Origin of the sequence: Cupriavidus sp. 2TAF22 (assembly GCF_052115045.1) — a bacterium.
Taxonomy (GTDB): Bacteria; Pseudomonadota; Gammaproteobacteria; order Burkholderiales; family Burkholderiaceae; genus Cupriavidus.
The window spans coordinates 1-14,894 of the sequence record NZ_JBFRFX010000033.1; the positions used below are offsets into that span (position 1 = coordinate 1).

Below are 14,894 nucleotides of genomic sequence, written 5' to 3' on the forward strand. Positions count from 1 at the left end.
GCACTGGGCACTGGCCGCCAACGGCCGCAAGAAGATCGTCGTGGCCGGGCTTTGGACCGAAGTCTGCAACACCACCTTCGCACTGAGCGCCATGCTCGAAGGCGACTACGAGATCTACATGGTGGCAGATGCCTCGGGCGGCACGACCAAGGAAGCCCACGACTACGCCATGCAGCGCATGATCCAGGCCGGCGTGGTGCCGGTGACCTGGCAGCAGGTCATGCTCGAATGGCAGCGCGACTGGAAGAACCGCGACACATACGATGCCGTGACCGGCCTGGCCAAGGAACATTCTGGCGCGTACGGCATGGGTATCGACTATGCCTACACGATGGTGCACAAGGCTGCGCAACGTACGGCAACCACGCACGAATCGATCGCGCCTGTGCATGCGCCGGTGATCGAGCACTAATCACCTCCAGTCGGTGCCGAAGGCTTGCTGAAGCTTTCGGCACCATGCAAATGATCGGCGCGGTGGTTGGCGAGTTCCTGTCGGCGCAGCGCGGTCTTGGCTTTCTGAAGCCGCCACCGGCGACGCGGCTGTTCCAGCGCCGCACGACTAACGTCATACCGATTCCTTCCTTTGCGCCGATTCGCCCGCCCCCGACAATGAGCCACCGTCGGCAATGCGGGCGCTGCGCGGGACATGCTGGTCACGCGTAGCGCCCGCTTCCGGCTCATTTCCATTCGGGGACCATAACTATGAACAAGCGGGTGCGCGCCCTCATCGTGGCGCTTGGGGTTGGCATTGGCGTGGTCGCAGGCATCGGATCCGCCTTGGCGCAAGGTGCGCCGGACAAGACGAAGATCAAGGTGGGCATCTCGGCCGGTAACCAGGAGCAGATCTTCGACCTGGTCAGGAAGGTGGCCGCCCGCGACGGCCTGACGATCGATGTGGTGGTGTTCAACGACTACCTGCAGCCCAACGAGGCGTTGGCATCCGGCGACCTGGACGCGAACGCCTTCCAGCACAAGCCATTCCTCGACAGCCAGATCAGGACGCGCGGCTACAGGATAGTGCCGGTTGGCTTGACGATCACTGCGCCGCTGGGGATTTACTCCAAGAAGTATCGCGGCGTCGATGAACTTCCGGAGGGCGCGAAGATCGGTATCCAGAACGATCCGTCAAACGGCAACCGCGCATTGTTATTGCTGCAGAAGGCAGGACTGATCAAGCTGAAAGCAGGCGTGGGCCAGAACGGCGTCAACGCGACGCCGCTCGATGTGGTGGAGAATCCGCGCAAGCTCAAGCTGGTGGAACTCGACGCCGCCCAACTGCCGCGCGCGCTGCCCGACCTCGCGGCGGCATCGATCAACAATGACTATGCCTACCAGGCGGGACTGTCCTTGCAGAAAGACACCATCGCCATTGAGGATGCACGCGGCCCGTACGCCAACCTGATTGCCGCGCGCCCTCAGGACAAGGACAAGCCGTGGGTGAGCAAGCTCGTCAAGGCCTATCAATCCGACGAAGTGCGCAACTTCATCAATGCGCAGTTCAAGGGATCGATCATCCCCGCGTTCTGAACCACCGACAAACGGATACAGCGGCACCCGAGCGCGATGCCCTGCCTGGTCGCTACTCCGCCACGATCTTGCGCTCTGTGGCGATCCGTTTCCACAACGCCAGCTCTTGCTTCATCCGTTTGCCGAACACGTCCGCACTGGCGGCGGACGGCCGGGCGCCGTCCTGGGCCAGCGTCGCCTTCAGGTCATCCGATGTCGCCACCGCCGCGATCTCGCGGTTAAGCCGTTCCACCAGCGGCGCCGGCGTGCCGGCCGGCGCCAGCACGCCCACCCAGATGTCGGCCACATAGCCGGGAACCGATGCGCCCAGAGGCGGCAGATCCGGAAACGCAGGATTGCGCTCGTGCGACGTCACGGCCAGCGGACGCACCTTGCCCGACTTGATCAGCGTGGCCAGCGAACTGTAGTTGGAGATCATTACGTCGATCTGCCCGGCCGCCAGGTCGATCAACGCATTGGACGCGCCCTTGTACGGCACGTGCATCATGCTGACACCCGACGACACGCACATCAGTTCCGTGGCCATCTGCCCCAGCGAGCCGACGCCGGCGGACCCATAGGTGATGCTGCCCGGCTTGGCTCGCGCTGCGGCCAGCACCTCCGCGGGCGTGCGCGCGGGCATCGCCGACGACACGGCCAGCAGCATCGGCCCATCGGCCACCATGGCCACCGGCGCAAAGGCCGTGAGCGGGTCGTACGGCGAGTTCGGTTGCGTGGCCGCCGCGGTCAGCAGCGTGGATGACGTCAGCAGCAGCACCGATCCATCGTGCGGTGACTTGGCGACGAAGTTGGACCCCACCACACCGGCCGCACCCGGCCTGTTCTCCACGATCACGGTCGTGCCCAGGCGCCGAGCCAGACCTTGGGCCAAACCGCGAGCGATGACATCGTTGCTGGCGCCGGCCGTGAACGGTACCACCAGCCGCACCAGCGGCGGCACCGCGTCGGGCGCCGCTGGCGCAGAAGTCTGGGCGCCTGCGGCCCCAGCCGCGCCAACCAGCAGCAGCGCCGCCAGCAGACGGCCTGCAATGTCAAAATACGTCGTTCGATACCAGCGCATTACGGCACCTCCGGGATCAGCGTGGAAATGAAAATGACATCATTCAAGGGGGCGAGCCGCTCAGGCCGGCACGTCCAGGTCCAGCAGCGGCGCGTACTGCTGGGCCCCGAAGATGTCGCCATCGCCCGCGCAGCCGCTGGGGCGGTTTCGATAGATCGTGAACTTGATGGCCAGCGCGGGATCGTATTCGACGAAATCGGAGATGCGCTCCACCGGAATGCGGTACAGCGCGGCCATCGATTCGCGCGTGATCGCGCGGGATCGCTTGACGCGCTCATACTGCGCCGCCTCGCGAAAGATGATGTCGAACGTGATCTTGTTCACGCCGGCGTTCTTGCTGCGGATGGTCTTGGCCAGTTCGTGCAGTTTCTGAGTAGGCATATTCGGCTCCAGGATGGCTTGCATCAGACGCCCGCGTGGACGAGGTGTGTGGGAAACAGCGCCAGCGGATCGTGCACGGCGATGGTGTGGTTGAGCGTCCAGCGGTAAGCCGCGCTCGCGTGCAGCACTTCGTCCAGCGGGAACGACACCGATCCGGCCGTGCCCTTCACGTCGGGCAGCCGCGCGTAGAACATCTGGCGCAGCCCGGTCATGGTCACTTCCTCGGCCATCTCGCGCGTGGGCGCCACGCCTTGCACCAGCACGGCGAGCTCGTGGCCGGGCCGGTCGCGCAGCGGCTCCAGCTCGCCCATCACGCCGTCGCGCCCGTAGACGCTGTAATGAAGCTGGTAGCCTTCGTCGCCAAAGCGCAGTCGCACCTGCTCCCGGGCCCATGCCATGACGCGGTCGATATTGGCGATCGTGTATGGATCGCGCACGCCGCACAGCCCCACGTAGCGTTCGCCCACCTTGCCAGAGCCTTCGAGCTTGACGCGCACCGCTTCGTCAGCGTGGAAGCGCGACCCCGTGATCCGGGTGGTGCGCTCGTCCACCTGTTCGTAGCGGCAGTCGCGCATGTCGAGGCGGCCGCCGGCCACGAATTCGTCGTATGGATTTGAACGCTCGTACATCGCATGGCCCGCCACGGACGCCACGGTGCAGCGCTGCTCGGGGTGCATGGCGGTGACGCGCACATCGTCGTGCGAGATCGTGCCCATCACGGTCTCCTTGCCGCCATAAGGCTCCGCGCAGAACGACGCGCATTCCAGCACCTTGCCCAGGTAGTACGCCTGGTCCGCCGAGAAGCCATGATGCAGCGCGGGCGCGGCGAACAAGGCCGCGTCGGAGCTGCGGCCCCCGATGATGACATCGGCGCCCTGGCGCAGCAATTCGACGTACGGATGCACGCCGGCCATGGCGACAACGCGCTCGGTGGCAGCGAGTTCGTCGTGCGTGAGGTCGGCAAAGCCGTCCAGCCCCGTGATCGCATCGCCGTCGTCGAGTCTCGCGCGCAGCAGGCCCTTGTCCACCTCGGAATAGAAGTAGCCGAGCTTGAAGCGCTTTAGCCCGTGCTGGCGGGCCAGGTCCTGGATGATGCGAACGTACAGGTCCACACGGCTGTTGGTGCCGGTATCGCCAGCCGAGCCGATGATCATCGGCACGCCAAGCTTGCGCGATGCCAGCAGCATCTGCTCGAGGTCGTGGCGCTGCCATGCCTCGGGGCTGGTCGAGGTATCGGACCCCAGCGGCACTGGCCCCACGTCATCGCTGCCCGAGTCGGCGGCGATGTAGTCCGGCCCGGCTTCCACGCCCAGTTCGAAGCTGGCGATGCGCAACGGCGCAAAGCCAAGATGGCCGTTGGGGCAGATGATCTTCAGTGACTGCATGTGTCAGGTCTCCAGAGCGTTCGCGGGCACCGATGCCCGTCCTGGAACCCTTTCAGCGAAATCCATGCCAGACTCAAGAATTGACAATTCTCCTTTTAAATCAACGCACTAAACGGAACGCAAAAATACCATGCGCGGATTTAACGCGCGATTCACACGCAGCGCGTGCGATTTTCACGCATCGGTGATACCCAGCTTGATCATCTGGTGTCGCAATGCATGGCGCGTCAGACCGAGCCGTTCCGCTGCGATGCCGATGTTGCCGTCGGCGTGGCGAAGCGCAGCGCGTACCAGACCGGTCTGGAAGCGAGCCGTCGCCGTGGAATAGTCGAGCCCGCCGTCGTCCTGCGGATTGTCGTGCACATCGGTGCCTGCGTCGCCACGGGCCCGCGGCGCGGGCAGCTTCTCCGTGGCACGAGCGCCGGAGACCTCGCGCAGGATACGCGCGGGCAAATGCCCGGGCAGCACCGTATCGCCCTCCTCCAGCAGGCAGATCCGTTCGAGCAGGTTCTCCAGCTCGCGCACATTGCCCGGCCAGCGATAGCTGCGGAAGATGCGCGCCACCTCGGGGTCGAAATGCCGCATCCGACTGCCGTACTGCAGGTTGTAGCGTTCCAGCGCCGCATGGGCCAGCAGGAAGATGTCGTCGCCGCGCTCGCGTAGCGGCGGGATATTGATGGCGATGACTTGCAGGCGGTAGTAGAGATCCTCGCGAAAATTCCCTGCGTTGACTTCGCCCAGCAGGATCTTGTTGGTGGCCGCGATGAAGCGCACGTCCACGCTGATCGGTTTGACCGCACCCACGCGCCGGAACCGTCGGGTATCGAGCAACGTGAGGATCTTCGACTGCATCACCGGGTCCAGCTCACGCACTTCATCCAGGAATACCGTGCCGCCATTGGCCGCCTCGATCAGCCCTTCCTTCTTGACCACGGCCCCGGTGAATGCGCCTCGCTCGTGGCCGAACAGTTCCGATTCCAGTAACTGGGCAGGAATCGCCGCGCAATTGATATCGATGAAGTCGCGCGCGGCGCGGGCAGACTGCTCATGGAGCATCCGGGCAATCAGGCTCTTGCCGGTCCCGGTCTCGCCATAAATCAGCACCGTGCGGGCCTGGCTGCGCGCGACGCGCGTCACCAGGTCGCGCAACGCGACGATGGACGGATGATGACCAACTAGATCGGACGATTGAGGATGCATGTGTATTGGATGGCCGTGCAGCAGCAGCCGTAGACCGTATCAGATGTAAATGTGTCACCGTTGCCGCAGAAAGCTGTCAACTCGCGAGCCGGTGCAAGGGCAAACACCCGCTCGGCTTTGCACCGCAAAGGCGTGAAGACAGCGAAAGGAATCTACCACGAGCGAAGCCGGGGCCGGCCGGACCGTCAGGGCGGCCAAATCAAGATCCGGCTAACGGCCGGCCGACGGTACTAATGCTGGAGCCGGGCCCCGCTATCGCCCTGCTTCTTTGTGTTTCGACGCCATGCGCTCCTGCTGGGCGGGGGGCGTCGGATCGTAGTGGCTGATCTGAATGCTGTAGTTGCCGTGTCCGCCAGCGATCGCGTTCAGGCGCGATTGATAGTCGTTGAGTTCGGACAATGGGACCTGCCCTACAACGACCACGGCGTTGCCGGCGGCCGTGCGTGTGCCGTGAACCTGCCCGCGCTTGGCGGACAGGTCGCCGATGATGTCACCCATCGACGCTTCCGGCGTCATCACCTCAATGTCCACGATAGGCTCAAGCAGGATGGGCTGGGCTTTCAGCACCGCATCGACGAAGGCCTTCCGCCCCGCGGAGACGAATGCCACTTCCTTGGAGTCGACTGGATGGCTCTTGCCGTCGAAGACGGTGACGCGCACGTCCTGCATCGGGAAGCCGGCAAGCGGTCCGCTGTCGATGACCTGCAGGATGCCCTTTTCCACGGCGGGAATGAACTGGCCTGGGATGGCGCCGCCCTTGACGGCGTCGACGAACTCGAAACCAGTGCCTCGCGGCAGTGGCTCGACGCGCAGCATGACTTCGCCGAATTGCCCGGCGCCCCCGGTTTGCTTCTTGTGGCGATAGTGCCCCTCGGCGCTGGTGCCGATGGTTTCCCGATAGGCGATTGTCGGTGGCCGTGTCACGACCTCGAGCTTGTACTGCTCGGAGAGTCGCTCCAGCATGAGGCGCAGGTGCAACTCGCCCAGGCCGCGTACCACCGTCTCGTTGGTGCCGGCCGGGTGTTCGATGCGCAGGCACGGGTCTTCCGCACTCAGTTTCTGCAGAATCTCCCAGAGGCGCTGCTCGTTGCCTCGGCGTGCAGGCTCGATCGCCAGACCATAGATGGACATGGGGAAGTGGAGCGGGGTCAGGTGGATGTTGCCGTCCTCGGGGGCGTCGTGCAGCACGGCATCGAAGCCGATCTCGTCGACCTTGGCCGTGGCGCAGATATCGCCTGGCCCGGCTTGCGTGACGTCCACGTGCTCCTTGCCCTGCAGCATCATGAGATGAGCGACCCTGAATGGCTGGCGCCGGTCACCGATATAAAGCTGGCTATCGCGCCTGATCGTGCCCTGATGGATGCGAAACACGGCCATTTTGCCGATGTATGGGTCCATGACAATCTTGAAGGCGTGGGCCAGCACATGCCTGTCCGCGACCGGCTCGGCGCGCACGACTTCCTTGCGGCCGCCAGCGTCGCGATAGAAGAGCGGCGGGTTCCCTTCCAAGGGATTGGGCAGGAGCCGGACGAACACATCGAGCAATTCCGCGATGCCGGCGCCGTTGGCCGCTGACGTGAAGCAGATCGGCACCAGATGACCTTCGCGCAGCGCCCGTTCGAAGGGCTCGTGCAACTGCTCCGGGTTGATGGCCTCGCCCTGCTCCAGGTATAGCTCCATCAGGGCTGGGTCGATCTCGACCACTTGATCGACCAGCGCGTTGTGCGCCGCAGCAACAGACAGGAAATCGGCGTCGCCGGCAGGGTTGAAAAAGCAATCCACCACCTCGCGGCCGCCTTGCGCCGGCAGATTGATGGGCAGGCATCCCATGCCGAAGGTCGCCTGGATTTGCGTCAGAAGCCCCGGAAGGTCGACCTTTTCGCCATCAATACCGTTCACGATGATCATTCTGCAGAGCTTGCGTTCCTCCGCCCACGCCATCATGCGCCGGGTGGTCATTTCGATGCCGGTCTGTGCATTGATGACGATGACGGCAGTCTCTACAGCGGGCAGGACACTGATCGACAGCCCCGAAAAGTCCGGATATCCGGGAGTATCCAGCAGATAGATGCGCGTGTCCCTATAGTGCAGATGGACGACGGCAGAGTTCAGCGAGTGATGATATTTGCGCTCGAACGGGTCGAAATCGCTGACCGTGGTGCCGCGCTCCACGCTGCCGGGCGCGTGTAAGGCGCCGCCCTGGTGCAGCAGCGCTTCGACAAGCGATGTCTTGCCACACCCGGCATGCCCGACCAGGGCGACGGTGCGGATGGCATCGGGACTGTATCGCATGGTCGCCCTCGTCCAGTGATGGATGTGGGGTCATTATTGGCGAAAAAGGACGTGTGTGCCATACGGGGTAATCTATATGAACGCTTCCCGTTTGCGCACACCTTCAGCGATATGCCGGACTCGTCAGCAAGTGTCTGGCGCCTGACAAGCCCTAGCCCGAGTATCCGGCAGGTGAATCCTGGCCGGAATGGATGACCGAAAGTCCTATGCCGAGCCAGTTGCGATCAGATCCCTGACGGAAGGCGAGGCTGCGAAGCGCACAGGCAAAACTGCAAGCCGTGCAGTTCTATTCGTAGGTTATGTATGCATTCTGCTCACTTCGGGTTTGCTCGCACTTTAGCCGCTGTGGATTGGACTTCAGCAACGCGTACGAGCTCCGCAGCGGCCCCGCATAGAACGACGGTGCGAGTGAAGCGCTAAAGCCCTCAGCGAATAGCTGCGTAGTCTGATATGAGTTCGCCCACGCAAGCAAGGCATCCCAAGAAGCCAGCACAAGACAGGCAGGAATCTCAGACAAGGGAGTCGGATCTTTTCCGCCTATGCTTGGGCACCACACATCAGGAGACCACTATGCCCATTGAACATCCCCGCTATCGGGTAGCTGCTGTCCAGGCGGCGCCAGAGTTTCTGAATCTCGAGGCAACCATTGACAAGACGATTGCGCTCATCGAAGAGGCCGCCCGAGGCGGCGCAAGTCTCATTGCCTTCCCTGAAACGTGGATACCTGGCTATCCGTGGTTTGCCTGGCTTGGTGCGCCGATCTGGGGAATGAAATTCATCCAGGCATACCACGACAATTCGATGGTCATCGACAGCGTGCAGTTTGAGCGCGTCGCCCAAGCGGCATCGCGTTGCAACATCACCGTTGTGCTTGGCTTCAGCGAGAAAGACGCTGGAAGCCTGTACATTGCCCAGGCCATCCTGAGCCCTGAAGGGAAGACCATTGCCACGCGCCGCAAGCTGAAACCCACGCATGTCGAACGCGCGATCTTCGGCGAAGGCGACGGCAGTGACCTGGCTGTTCACGACACCAACCTCGGCAGGGTTGGCGCCCTTTGCTGCTGGGAACATCTTCAGCCACTTACCAAATACGCGATGTATGCTCAGAATGAGCAGGTCCATATCGCCGCCTGGCCCAGCTTCTCCCTTTACGTCGACGCGGCTTACGCGCTCGGACCAGAGGTAAACAACGCCGCGAGTCGGTTGTATGCGGTCGAGGGCCAGTGCTTCGTGGTTGCGCCGTGCGCGACGGTTTCGCAAAAGATGATCGACATGCTTTGCGAGACACCCGAGCAGCAAGCGCTCCTCAAGCTGGGGGGCGGCCACGCGCAAATCTACGGTCCCGACGGACGGTCGCTGGCCGATCCGCTGCCTGCGGACGCGGAGGGGCTGTTGTATGCGGACATTGACCTGGCCGCCATCACCCTCGCGAAGGCAGCTGCTGATCCGGCCGGGCATTACTCTCGCCCTGACGTGACACAACTGCTGCTGGACCGCAATCCAAAGCCTCGTGTCGTGTATGCGAAGCCCAGCCAAAGCGCAAACGGCAACTCCGCGGGCATGCGGGCCGTCGAGCATACCGAGCTCGAAGAAGGTGAACAGGCCTGAGCGTTCAAACGACGCCTCGGTTCAAGCCGTCTCACAGGGACTGGACGGCCCGGCTGCTAGTCGCGCGAGCGGAACGCAGCCGGGCTTTGGCCGAACCGCCTCCGGAACGCGCGGCTGAAGTGTGCGGGATCGTTGAACCCCCAGCTCAGAGCGACCTGCTTGATGCTTAACCCGGAACAGGCAACGTCGAGCAGCGTCGCCCGACATGCCTGCAGCCTCTGATCCCAGATCCACTCGGCAAGCGAACACGGTTCCACCTCGAACACCCGATACAGTGAGCTGACGGACATACCGAGCGCTTCGCTGATCGAGCTGATGCTCAAGTCCGGGTCGGATAGATGTTCGTGAATATAGGACTTGATCCGGTTCAAGTGAAACAGCTTCAAGGTCGGTAGCGATCCGGCCTGCGAAGCCGGCAAAGTCGCAAGAGCCGCAGCGACGAGATCGAGCACGGCGTCGGAAACAGACGCCTGTGTCTGACCAGCCATCGCCTCTGCATGCTCTGGCAATCCCGCCACCAACTCCCCTAGCAGGCGCCCTATGCCTTGACTGCCGCGAATGGCGACGGCCGTCAACCGCTCCGCCGACGGTGCTCGCACCCGCAGCCGGTCGCGTGGCACCGTCACCACCAGTTGTTCGAAGTCCTCCCGGAACACGAGTTCATAGGGACGCGTGCTGTCATAGATCGCAAAATCGCCAGCTGCAAGTACCGCACGTCGACCATCTTGGCGTACTTCCCCCTCACCTGCCAATTGGAAGCTGACCAGGAACAGTTCCTCCTGAGTCTGCCGGATCAGTCGCGAAGTCCGTCGCACATGCTGGCCACTGGAATTCACCACCGCAAGTTCAATGTCCGCGAGATCGCTCTGGGCGATGCAACCAGAAAACTGCCGCCCTCCATTGAGCTTGGCGGGGTCAACGTCCAGCTTGACGAAGGCGCGACTGATAGCGTCTCGCCAATAGTCCAGCCGCTCGCCGACAGGTGCGGAATCGGTACTTGTGCGTTTCATCGTCTAACCCATGAACAGGACATCGGTGAGTCCTGGATTGATGCCACTCGCTGAACAGCACAAGCCCGCGCACGCCATTTCCGGTGAGCAATCAGCCATCGCACAACATGCTTTCAGGAATCCACGCGTGCGTCGCGGCGGACCGCTTGCGGCGGACGGCCAACTGTATTGACCCGCCGCACCTCAAGCGACGTGGATTAGGCTTGAGGGGGGGGTAAGGGACATCAGCCAGACGATTTCAATAAACCGGGTAACAAGCCCCAAGTGATTTGGGCTTGAGGACACCGCGTCACAGTTCGGCGACGAACCGGCGGATGGCCGCCGCAACTGCTGATAATTGCCGCTTCGTGACCTGCAATCGACAATGAGCTTATCGAATCAGGACGGCGTCTCAGCTGCCGGAGAGCCATCCTCTCCGGCAAGACCGCGGTTCAGCTTTCGAAAGGGGCGTGGTCGAGCAGGTCGCAAACGTTCGGAATCTCGAAACCATGCACGTGACGACGTCCGATATCTGCTAGTCCCGTGCCAATTGCCGTGTGGGGCTTCTTCCGTGCAACTTCAGCTAGCGCCGCCTGAAACGCGGCTTTGAATCCCAGACGCGGATAGAGTTGCAGGACATCGTCGATGAGGGACGGTGTAAGTTCCTCGATCCAGAGCCCCATGACGTCCACATGGGCACCCATGTGGACAAGAGCGACTTCCGGCTCCTTGCGGTCGGCGATGCCGGCGCTGGCGTGAAGCGCGATCGCGTCCCAGACCAGTTGTGCCTTCGATTCCGCGTAGCCGTTCGCCAGCAGGAATCGGCTGGCGGCATCGGCGCCATCGACTTCAAAGCGTTGATCGGCAGCAAATTCTTCCGTAAGTCCCAGGTCGTGCAGCAACGAGGCAAGGTAGACGGCCTCGCGGTCATACTTCAACCCACGCTTCTGACCAAGGAATTCAGACCACCACCACGTCCGGTGTACGTGACCCCACATCGCTTTGGAATGGACGCGCTCGACGAGCGAGGCAGCTTTACGGGTAAGCTCGGAATCGGGATCGCTAACGCCCCCGATGATGACAGGTGTGCCCACATGTCCTCCGCAAATATCAAGTTGATCAGGTTCCCAGTGTAGGTCGCCCGGGGTTGGCAAAAATGACTGTTTTTGGATGATTTGTGCCAGAATGGGCTTTTGGTCGGAAGGCGAGGCCTCGATGAGGGAACGGAAGACATCACGCGGCCCGCGTGCAGGGGCGATGCCGAGGCGAGTTGTGATCTTGGGATTGCCACCCGTCGATGCGCTCGACGTCATCGGCCCGGCGGAAGTATTTGCCTTCGCGAATCGGCTTCACGAGGGCAAAACTGCACCCTATGCACTGGAACTGGTTTGTGCGGGCGCCGACATATACATCGAGAGCGAAACCGGCATTGGACTCAAGGGACACAGGACGCTTGAACAGGAGCGTCGTGCACACAGGCCAATCGACACGTTGATCGTGGCTTCGGGCTTCAGATCATCAGATCAGCTGGACAAGGCCACCATGGAGTGGCTCCGAACGCGCGCGCGGACAGTGCGGCGCATATGCTCGATATGCGTCGGAGCGTTCGCATTGGCTGAAGCAGGACTCCTGGATGGTCGCAGGGCAACGACCCATTGGGGTGTGGCGCAAAGCATGGCCGAACGCTATCCCAAGGTGCAGGTCGATCCGACTCCAATATGGGTGAAAGACGGAAACATCTACACCTCCGCTGGAGTATCGGCGGGTATCGACCTTGCGCTTGCCTTGGTCGGCGAAGACATGGGGGACAATGTGGCCTTGGAGATCGCCAAGAATCTTGTCCTATTCTTGCGACGTCCGGGCGGACAGGCGCAATTCAGCGTCGCCCTTCAGTCCCAGCGCACGGCCGGCTCAAGCCTGGATGAACTGTGCCTCTGGATCAGCGAGCACCTCGAAGCGAGCCTTACGGTAGAAGTCCTGGCAGATAGGCTCGCAACCAGCGTCAGGACGTTGATACGCACCTTCCAGCGAGAACTGAAGACTACGCCAGCAAAGTACGTCGAGGCCGTCCGACTCGAAGCAGTGTGCCGGGCGCTCGAACTAGGTGGGCGGTCGACGGAGGAAATCGCACGGCGCTATGGCTACAACAGCTTTGACGTGCTACGCAAGGCGTTCACGCGTCGGTTCGGGGTGACCCCAAAAAATTACGCAGAACGCTTCGCGAAGGATAGCGCAGCGAGCTAGGTGCTTGCGGGCCCGCGATGGGCACCCGGAAATGTTCCACCGTCTGCCTGGCGCGGATCGCCCGCTACAGTCAGTCCGGCATGGCGCCGCGGCCGTCCCAGCCCCGCCCGTGCGCATTGCGGTAGCGCACCGCGCCCGAAAGTGGACACCGGACCGAACGTGCTGGCCAACGACGGCCCATATCGTCGTGGCCGTACTCTTGCTTCAGTGCTTGTTCGAGGCCCCCAGAGCGGGATCGGCCCGGCCGAGGAAGAACCGCAGTACCAGGCGCTGGATGACCGTTCCGTAGGGTGGATAGAACAGGTCGATGGGGAAGAAGCGCTGCCGCTTGAACACGGTCTTGGCATGGGACAACTCGCGAAAGCCCTCTTCCCCGTGATAGTTGCCCATGCCCGAGTTGCCGATGCCGCCGAAGGGTGCGTCGTGATTCACCACATGCCAGCCCCAGTCGTTGACCGAGACGCCGCCCGAGTGCGTACGGCCGAGTAAATCGTCGCGCTCGGCGCGGTCGCGGCTGAAGCAGTACAGGGCCAGGGGCCGCGCGTGCTCATTGATAAAGCCGATCGCCTCGTCCATCGTGTCGTACGGGCCGACCGGCAGGATGGGGCCGAAGAGTTCTTCGGTCATCACCAGCATGTCGGGGGTGACGTCCGTAACGATCTGCAGCGGCAGCGTTCGCTCTTTGCCAACTGGCATCGGCCCGCATGACTCGATGCGCGCGCCCTTGGCGCGCGCATCATCGAGCAGTCTCTGGATGCGTTTGTACTGACGCTCATCGATGATCGAGGTGTAGTTGGGGTTGCCGGCCGTCTTGTTGTCAAAGAACTTTTCAAACGTTTGGCATTGGCACGCAGGGTCACCGCTCAGCTCGAACAGCACTTCCTCGATATCGCGCAGGCTCAGCATAGGGCGCGGATATCGGCGGGGTGGTGCCGAGGATTTCCGGACATCGTTTGCCCATTATCTGGCTAGATCTGTGCCACTCGAGACGCTTCAATAGAAGCCAAGAGCAACACTCACCGCCGGCCACAAGCCCGCACAGCGGCAATCCCAACCTAGAGTACCCATGAACCCCTCTCTATCTACGATCCCGGAACTCCTGGCCGATCTCGCTGCCGGCAGCTTGGTGATACTGGTCGACGATGCAGACCGAGAGAACGAAGGCGATCTCGTGATCGCCGCCGACCACATCACCCCGGATGCCATCAATTTCATGGCCAAGCATGGTCGCGGGCTAATCTGCCTGACACTGACACGCGAGCACTGCCAGCGCCTGCGCCTGCCACCGATGACCACTCGCAATGGTGCTGCACACGGCACCGCGTTCACGGTCTCCATCGAGGCGGCCCGCGGCGTCACTACCGGGATCTCGGCGTCCGACCGCGCCAGAACCGTGCAGGCAGCGGTTGCACGAGATGCAACACCGGGCGATCTCGTTCAGCCGGGGCACATCTTTCCCTTGCAGGCCCGTGACGGCGGCGTACTCGTGCGGGCGGGGCACACGGAGGCCGGCTGCGACCTTTCGGCGATGGCAGGCCGCTCTTCCGCTGCCGTCATCTGCGAAATCATGAACGACGACGGGACCATGGCCCGCATGCCAGACCTGGAGATCTTCGCTCGCAGGCATGGTCTCAAAATCGGATCCATTGCAGATCTGATCGAGTACCGCAGCCGCAATGAAACACTGATCAAGCGAGTCTCCGAGCAAATACTGCACACTGCACAGGGCGAGTTCAACTGCATCGTCTTCCGTGACCACCTCGGAGGAACACATCTTGCGCTAACGTGCGGCCAGTGGTCGGCTGCCGACGAAGTACTCGTTCGGGTGCATGAACCCATGTCGATGATGGATCTTCTAAGTGTGAATACCAACCGGCACTCCTGGTCCCTGTCGGGAGCACTTGCAAAGCTGCAAGCCTCGGGGAGAGGTGCCGCCCTGCTTTTGAACTGTGGCGAGGATCCGGAAGCCCTGGCGTCGCACATGTCAGCGCCTGACGGTGGCGCGCTTGATCAAAAGCCAATGGACCTGCGCACGCACGGCATTGGAGCGCAAATCCTGCGCGATCTGAACATCGCCAGGATGACGCTCCTGGCAAGCCCACGGCGTCTGCCAAGCATGGCCGGCTATGGGCTGGAGGTGGTGTCGTTTCTGGAAGCTCCGGCCGCGATAGCCAAAGCCAACCTTTGGGCGGCCTAGCCCCACCGCCA

At 62.4% G+C, this 14,894-nt stretch carries 13 protein-coding genes; 5 read left to right on the top strand and 8 right to left on the bottom strand.

Annotated elements, in window-relative coordinates; translation table 11 throughout:
- Together AB4Z48_RS30175 and AB4Z48_RS30180 are read left to right on the top strand one after the other, a co-directional pair.
- Positions 1-412, top strand: a 412-nt coding sequence (locus tag AB4Z48_RS30175; protein ID WP_441620809.1) for an isochorismatase family protein, incomplete at its 5' end; no start/stop codon positions are given.
- 290 nt (positions 413-702) lie between these two features.
- Positions 703-1,527 (top strand): MetQ/NlpA family ABC transporter substrate-binding protein, encoded by an 825-nt coding sequence (locus AB4Z48_RS30180; RefSeq protein WP_441620811.1) that lies wholly within the window; start codon positions 703-705, stop codon positions 1,525-1,527.
- 52 nt (positions 1,528-1,579) lie between these two features.
- Here the strand turns inward: AB4Z48_RS30180 and AB4Z48_RS30185 are convergent, their stop codons facing one another.
- The 5 genes from AB4Z48_RS30185 to fusA form a co-directional block, all read right to left on the bottom strand.
- Positions 1,580-2,587 carry a tripartite tricarboxylate transporter substrate-binding protein gene (locus tag AB4Z48_RS30185; RefSeq protein ID WP_441620813.1) on the bottom strand — a complete coding sequence of 336 codons (1,008 nt, stop codon included), beginning with the start codon at positions 2,585-2,587 and terminating at the stop codon, positions 1,580-1,582.
- Between the two features lie 60 nt (positions 2,588-2,647).
- Complete coding sequence (locus AB4Z48_RS30190; protein ID WP_441620815.1) at positions 2,648-2,968, bottom strand: DUF4387 domain-containing protein; 321 nt, start codon at positions 2,966-2,968, stop codon at positions 2,648-2,650.
- Positions 2,969-2,991: 23 nt separating this feature from the next.
- Positions 2,992-4,353: an acyclic terpene utilization AtuA family protein gene (locus AB4Z48_RS30195; protein ID WP_441620817.1), complete on the bottom strand. Its 1,362-nt coding sequence runs from the start codon at positions 4,351-4,353 to the stop codon at positions 2,992-2,994.
- A 174-nt stretch (positions 4,354-4,527) separates the two neighbouring features.
- Positions 4,528-5,553 carry a sigma-54 interaction domain-containing protein gene (locus tag AB4Z48_RS30200; RefSeq protein ID WP_441620819.1) on the bottom strand — a complete coding sequence of 342 codons (1,026 nt, stop codon included), beginning with the start codon at positions 5,551-5,553 and terminating at the stop codon, positions 4,528-4,530.
- 252 nt (positions 5,554-5,805) lie between these two features.
- Positions 5,806-7,845 (bottom strand): elongation factor G, encoded by a 2,040-nt coding sequence (fusA, locus tag AB4Z48_RS30205; protein WP_441620821.1) that lies wholly within the window; start codon positions 7,843-7,845, stop codon positions 5,806-5,808.
- A 570-nt stretch (positions 7,846-8,415) separates the two neighbouring features.
- On the opposite strand from fusA, the gene AB4Z48_RS30210 reads away from it, so the two are divergent.
- Positions 8,416-9,453 carry a carbon-nitrogen hydrolase family protein gene (locus tag AB4Z48_RS30210; RefSeq protein WP_441620823.1) on the top strand — a complete coding sequence of 346 codons (1,038 nt, stop codon included), beginning with the start codon at positions 8,416-8,418 and terminating at the stop codon, positions 9,451-9,453.
- Positions 9,454-9,509: 56 nt separating this feature from the next.
- On the opposite strand, the gene AB4Z48_RS30215 is transcribed toward AB4Z48_RS30210, so the two are convergent.
- Together AB4Z48_RS30215 and AB4Z48_RS30220 are read right to left on the bottom strand one after the other, a co-directional pair.
- Positions 9,510-10,463, bottom strand: a complete 954-nt coding sequence (locus tag AB4Z48_RS30215) for a helix-turn-helix domain-containing protein (RefSeq protein WP_441620825.1) — start codon at positions 10,461-10,463, stop codon at positions 9,510-9,512.
- A gap of 431 nt (positions 10,464-10,894) precedes the next feature.
- Positions 10,895-11,755, bottom strand: coding sequence for an HD domain-containing protein (locus tag AB4Z48_RS30220; RefSeq protein WP_441620827.1), 861 nt, complete (start codon positions 11,753-11,755; stop codon positions 10,895-10,897).
- Between AB4Z48_RS30220 and AB4Z48_RS30225 the strand changes: the two genes are divergently transcribed.
- Positions 11,715-12,686 carry a GlxA family transcriptional regulator gene (locus AB4Z48_RS30225; RefSeq protein ID WP_441620829.1) on the top strand — a complete coding sequence of 324 codons (972 nt, stop codon included), beginning with the start codon at positions 11,715-11,717 and terminating at the stop codon, positions 12,684-12,686. The genes AB4Z48_RS30220 and AB4Z48_RS30225 overlap by 41 nt on opposite strands.
- Positions 12,687-12,890: 204 nt before the next feature.
- Here the strand turns inward: AB4Z48_RS30225 and AB4Z48_RS30230 are convergent, their stop codons facing one another.
- A complete protein-coding gene (locus AB4Z48_RS30230; RefSeq protein WP_441620831.1) occupies positions 12,891-13,592 on the bottom strand; it encodes an aldehyde dehydrogenase family protein in 702 nt (233 codons plus the stop codon).
- Between the two features lie 160 nt (positions 13,593-13,752).
- On the opposite strand from AB4Z48_RS30230, the gene ribBA reads away from it, so the two are divergent.
- The gene (ribBA, locus tag AB4Z48_RS30235) at positions 13,753-14,883 is read left to right on the top strand and encodes a bifunctional 3,4-dihydroxy-2-butanone-4-phosphate synthase/GTP cyclohydrolase II (RefSeq protein ID WP_441620833.1); all 1,131 of its coding nucleotides are present in this window, start codon (positions 13,753-13,755) and stop codon (positions 14,881-14,883) included.
- Positions 14,884-14,894 lie beyond the last annotated feature (11 nt).

What these genes read in the sequence shown, in the direction of transcription:
- AB4Z48_RS30180 (WP_441620811.1), top strand. Translation starts at nt 703, where the DNA reads ATGAACAAGCGGGTGCGCGCCCTCATCGTGGCGCTTGGGGTTGGCATT.
- AB4Z48_RS30185 (WP_441620813.1), bottom strand. Translation starts at nt 2,587, where the DNA reads ATGCGCTGGTATCGAACGACGTATTTTGACATTGCAGGCCGTCTGCTG.
- AB4Z48_RS30190 (WP_441620815.1), bottom strand. Translation starts at nt 2,968, where the DNA reads ATGCCTACTCAGAAACTGCACGAACTGGCCAAGACCATCCGCAGCAAG.
- AB4Z48_RS30195 (WP_441620817.1), bottom strand. Translation starts at nt 4,353, where the DNA reads ATGCAGTCACTGAAGATCATCTGCCCCAACGGCCATCTTGGCTTTGCG.
- AB4Z48_RS30200 (WP_441620819.1), bottom strand. Translation starts at nt 5,553, where the DNA reads ATGCATCCTCAATCGTCCGATCTAGTTGGTCATCATCCGTCCATCGTC.
- fusA (WP_441620821.1), bottom strand. Translation starts at nt 7,845, where the DNA reads ATGCGATACAGTCCCGATGCCATCCGCACCGTCGCCCTGGTCGGGCAT.
- AB4Z48_RS30210 (WP_441620823.1), top strand. Translation starts at nt 8,416, where the DNA reads ATGCCCATTGAACATCCCCGCTATCGGGTAGCTGCTGTCCAGGCGGCG.
- AB4Z48_RS30215 (WP_441620825.1), bottom strand. Translation starts at nt 10,463, where the DNA reads ATGAAACGCACAAGTACCGATTCCGCACCTGTCGGCGAGCGGCTGGAC.
- AB4Z48_RS30220 (WP_441620827.1), bottom strand. Translation starts at nt 11,755, where the DNA reads ATGACGTCGAGCGCATCGACGGGTGGCAATCCCAAGATCACAACTCGC.
- AB4Z48_RS30230 (WP_441620831.1), bottom strand. Translation starts at nt 13,592, where the DNA reads ATGCTGAGCCTGCGCGATATCGAGGAAGTGCTGTTCGAGCTGAGCGGT.
- ribBA (WP_441620833.1), top strand. Translation starts at nt 13,753, where the DNA reads ATGAACCCCTCTCTATCTACGATCCCGGAACTCCTGGCCGATCTCGCT.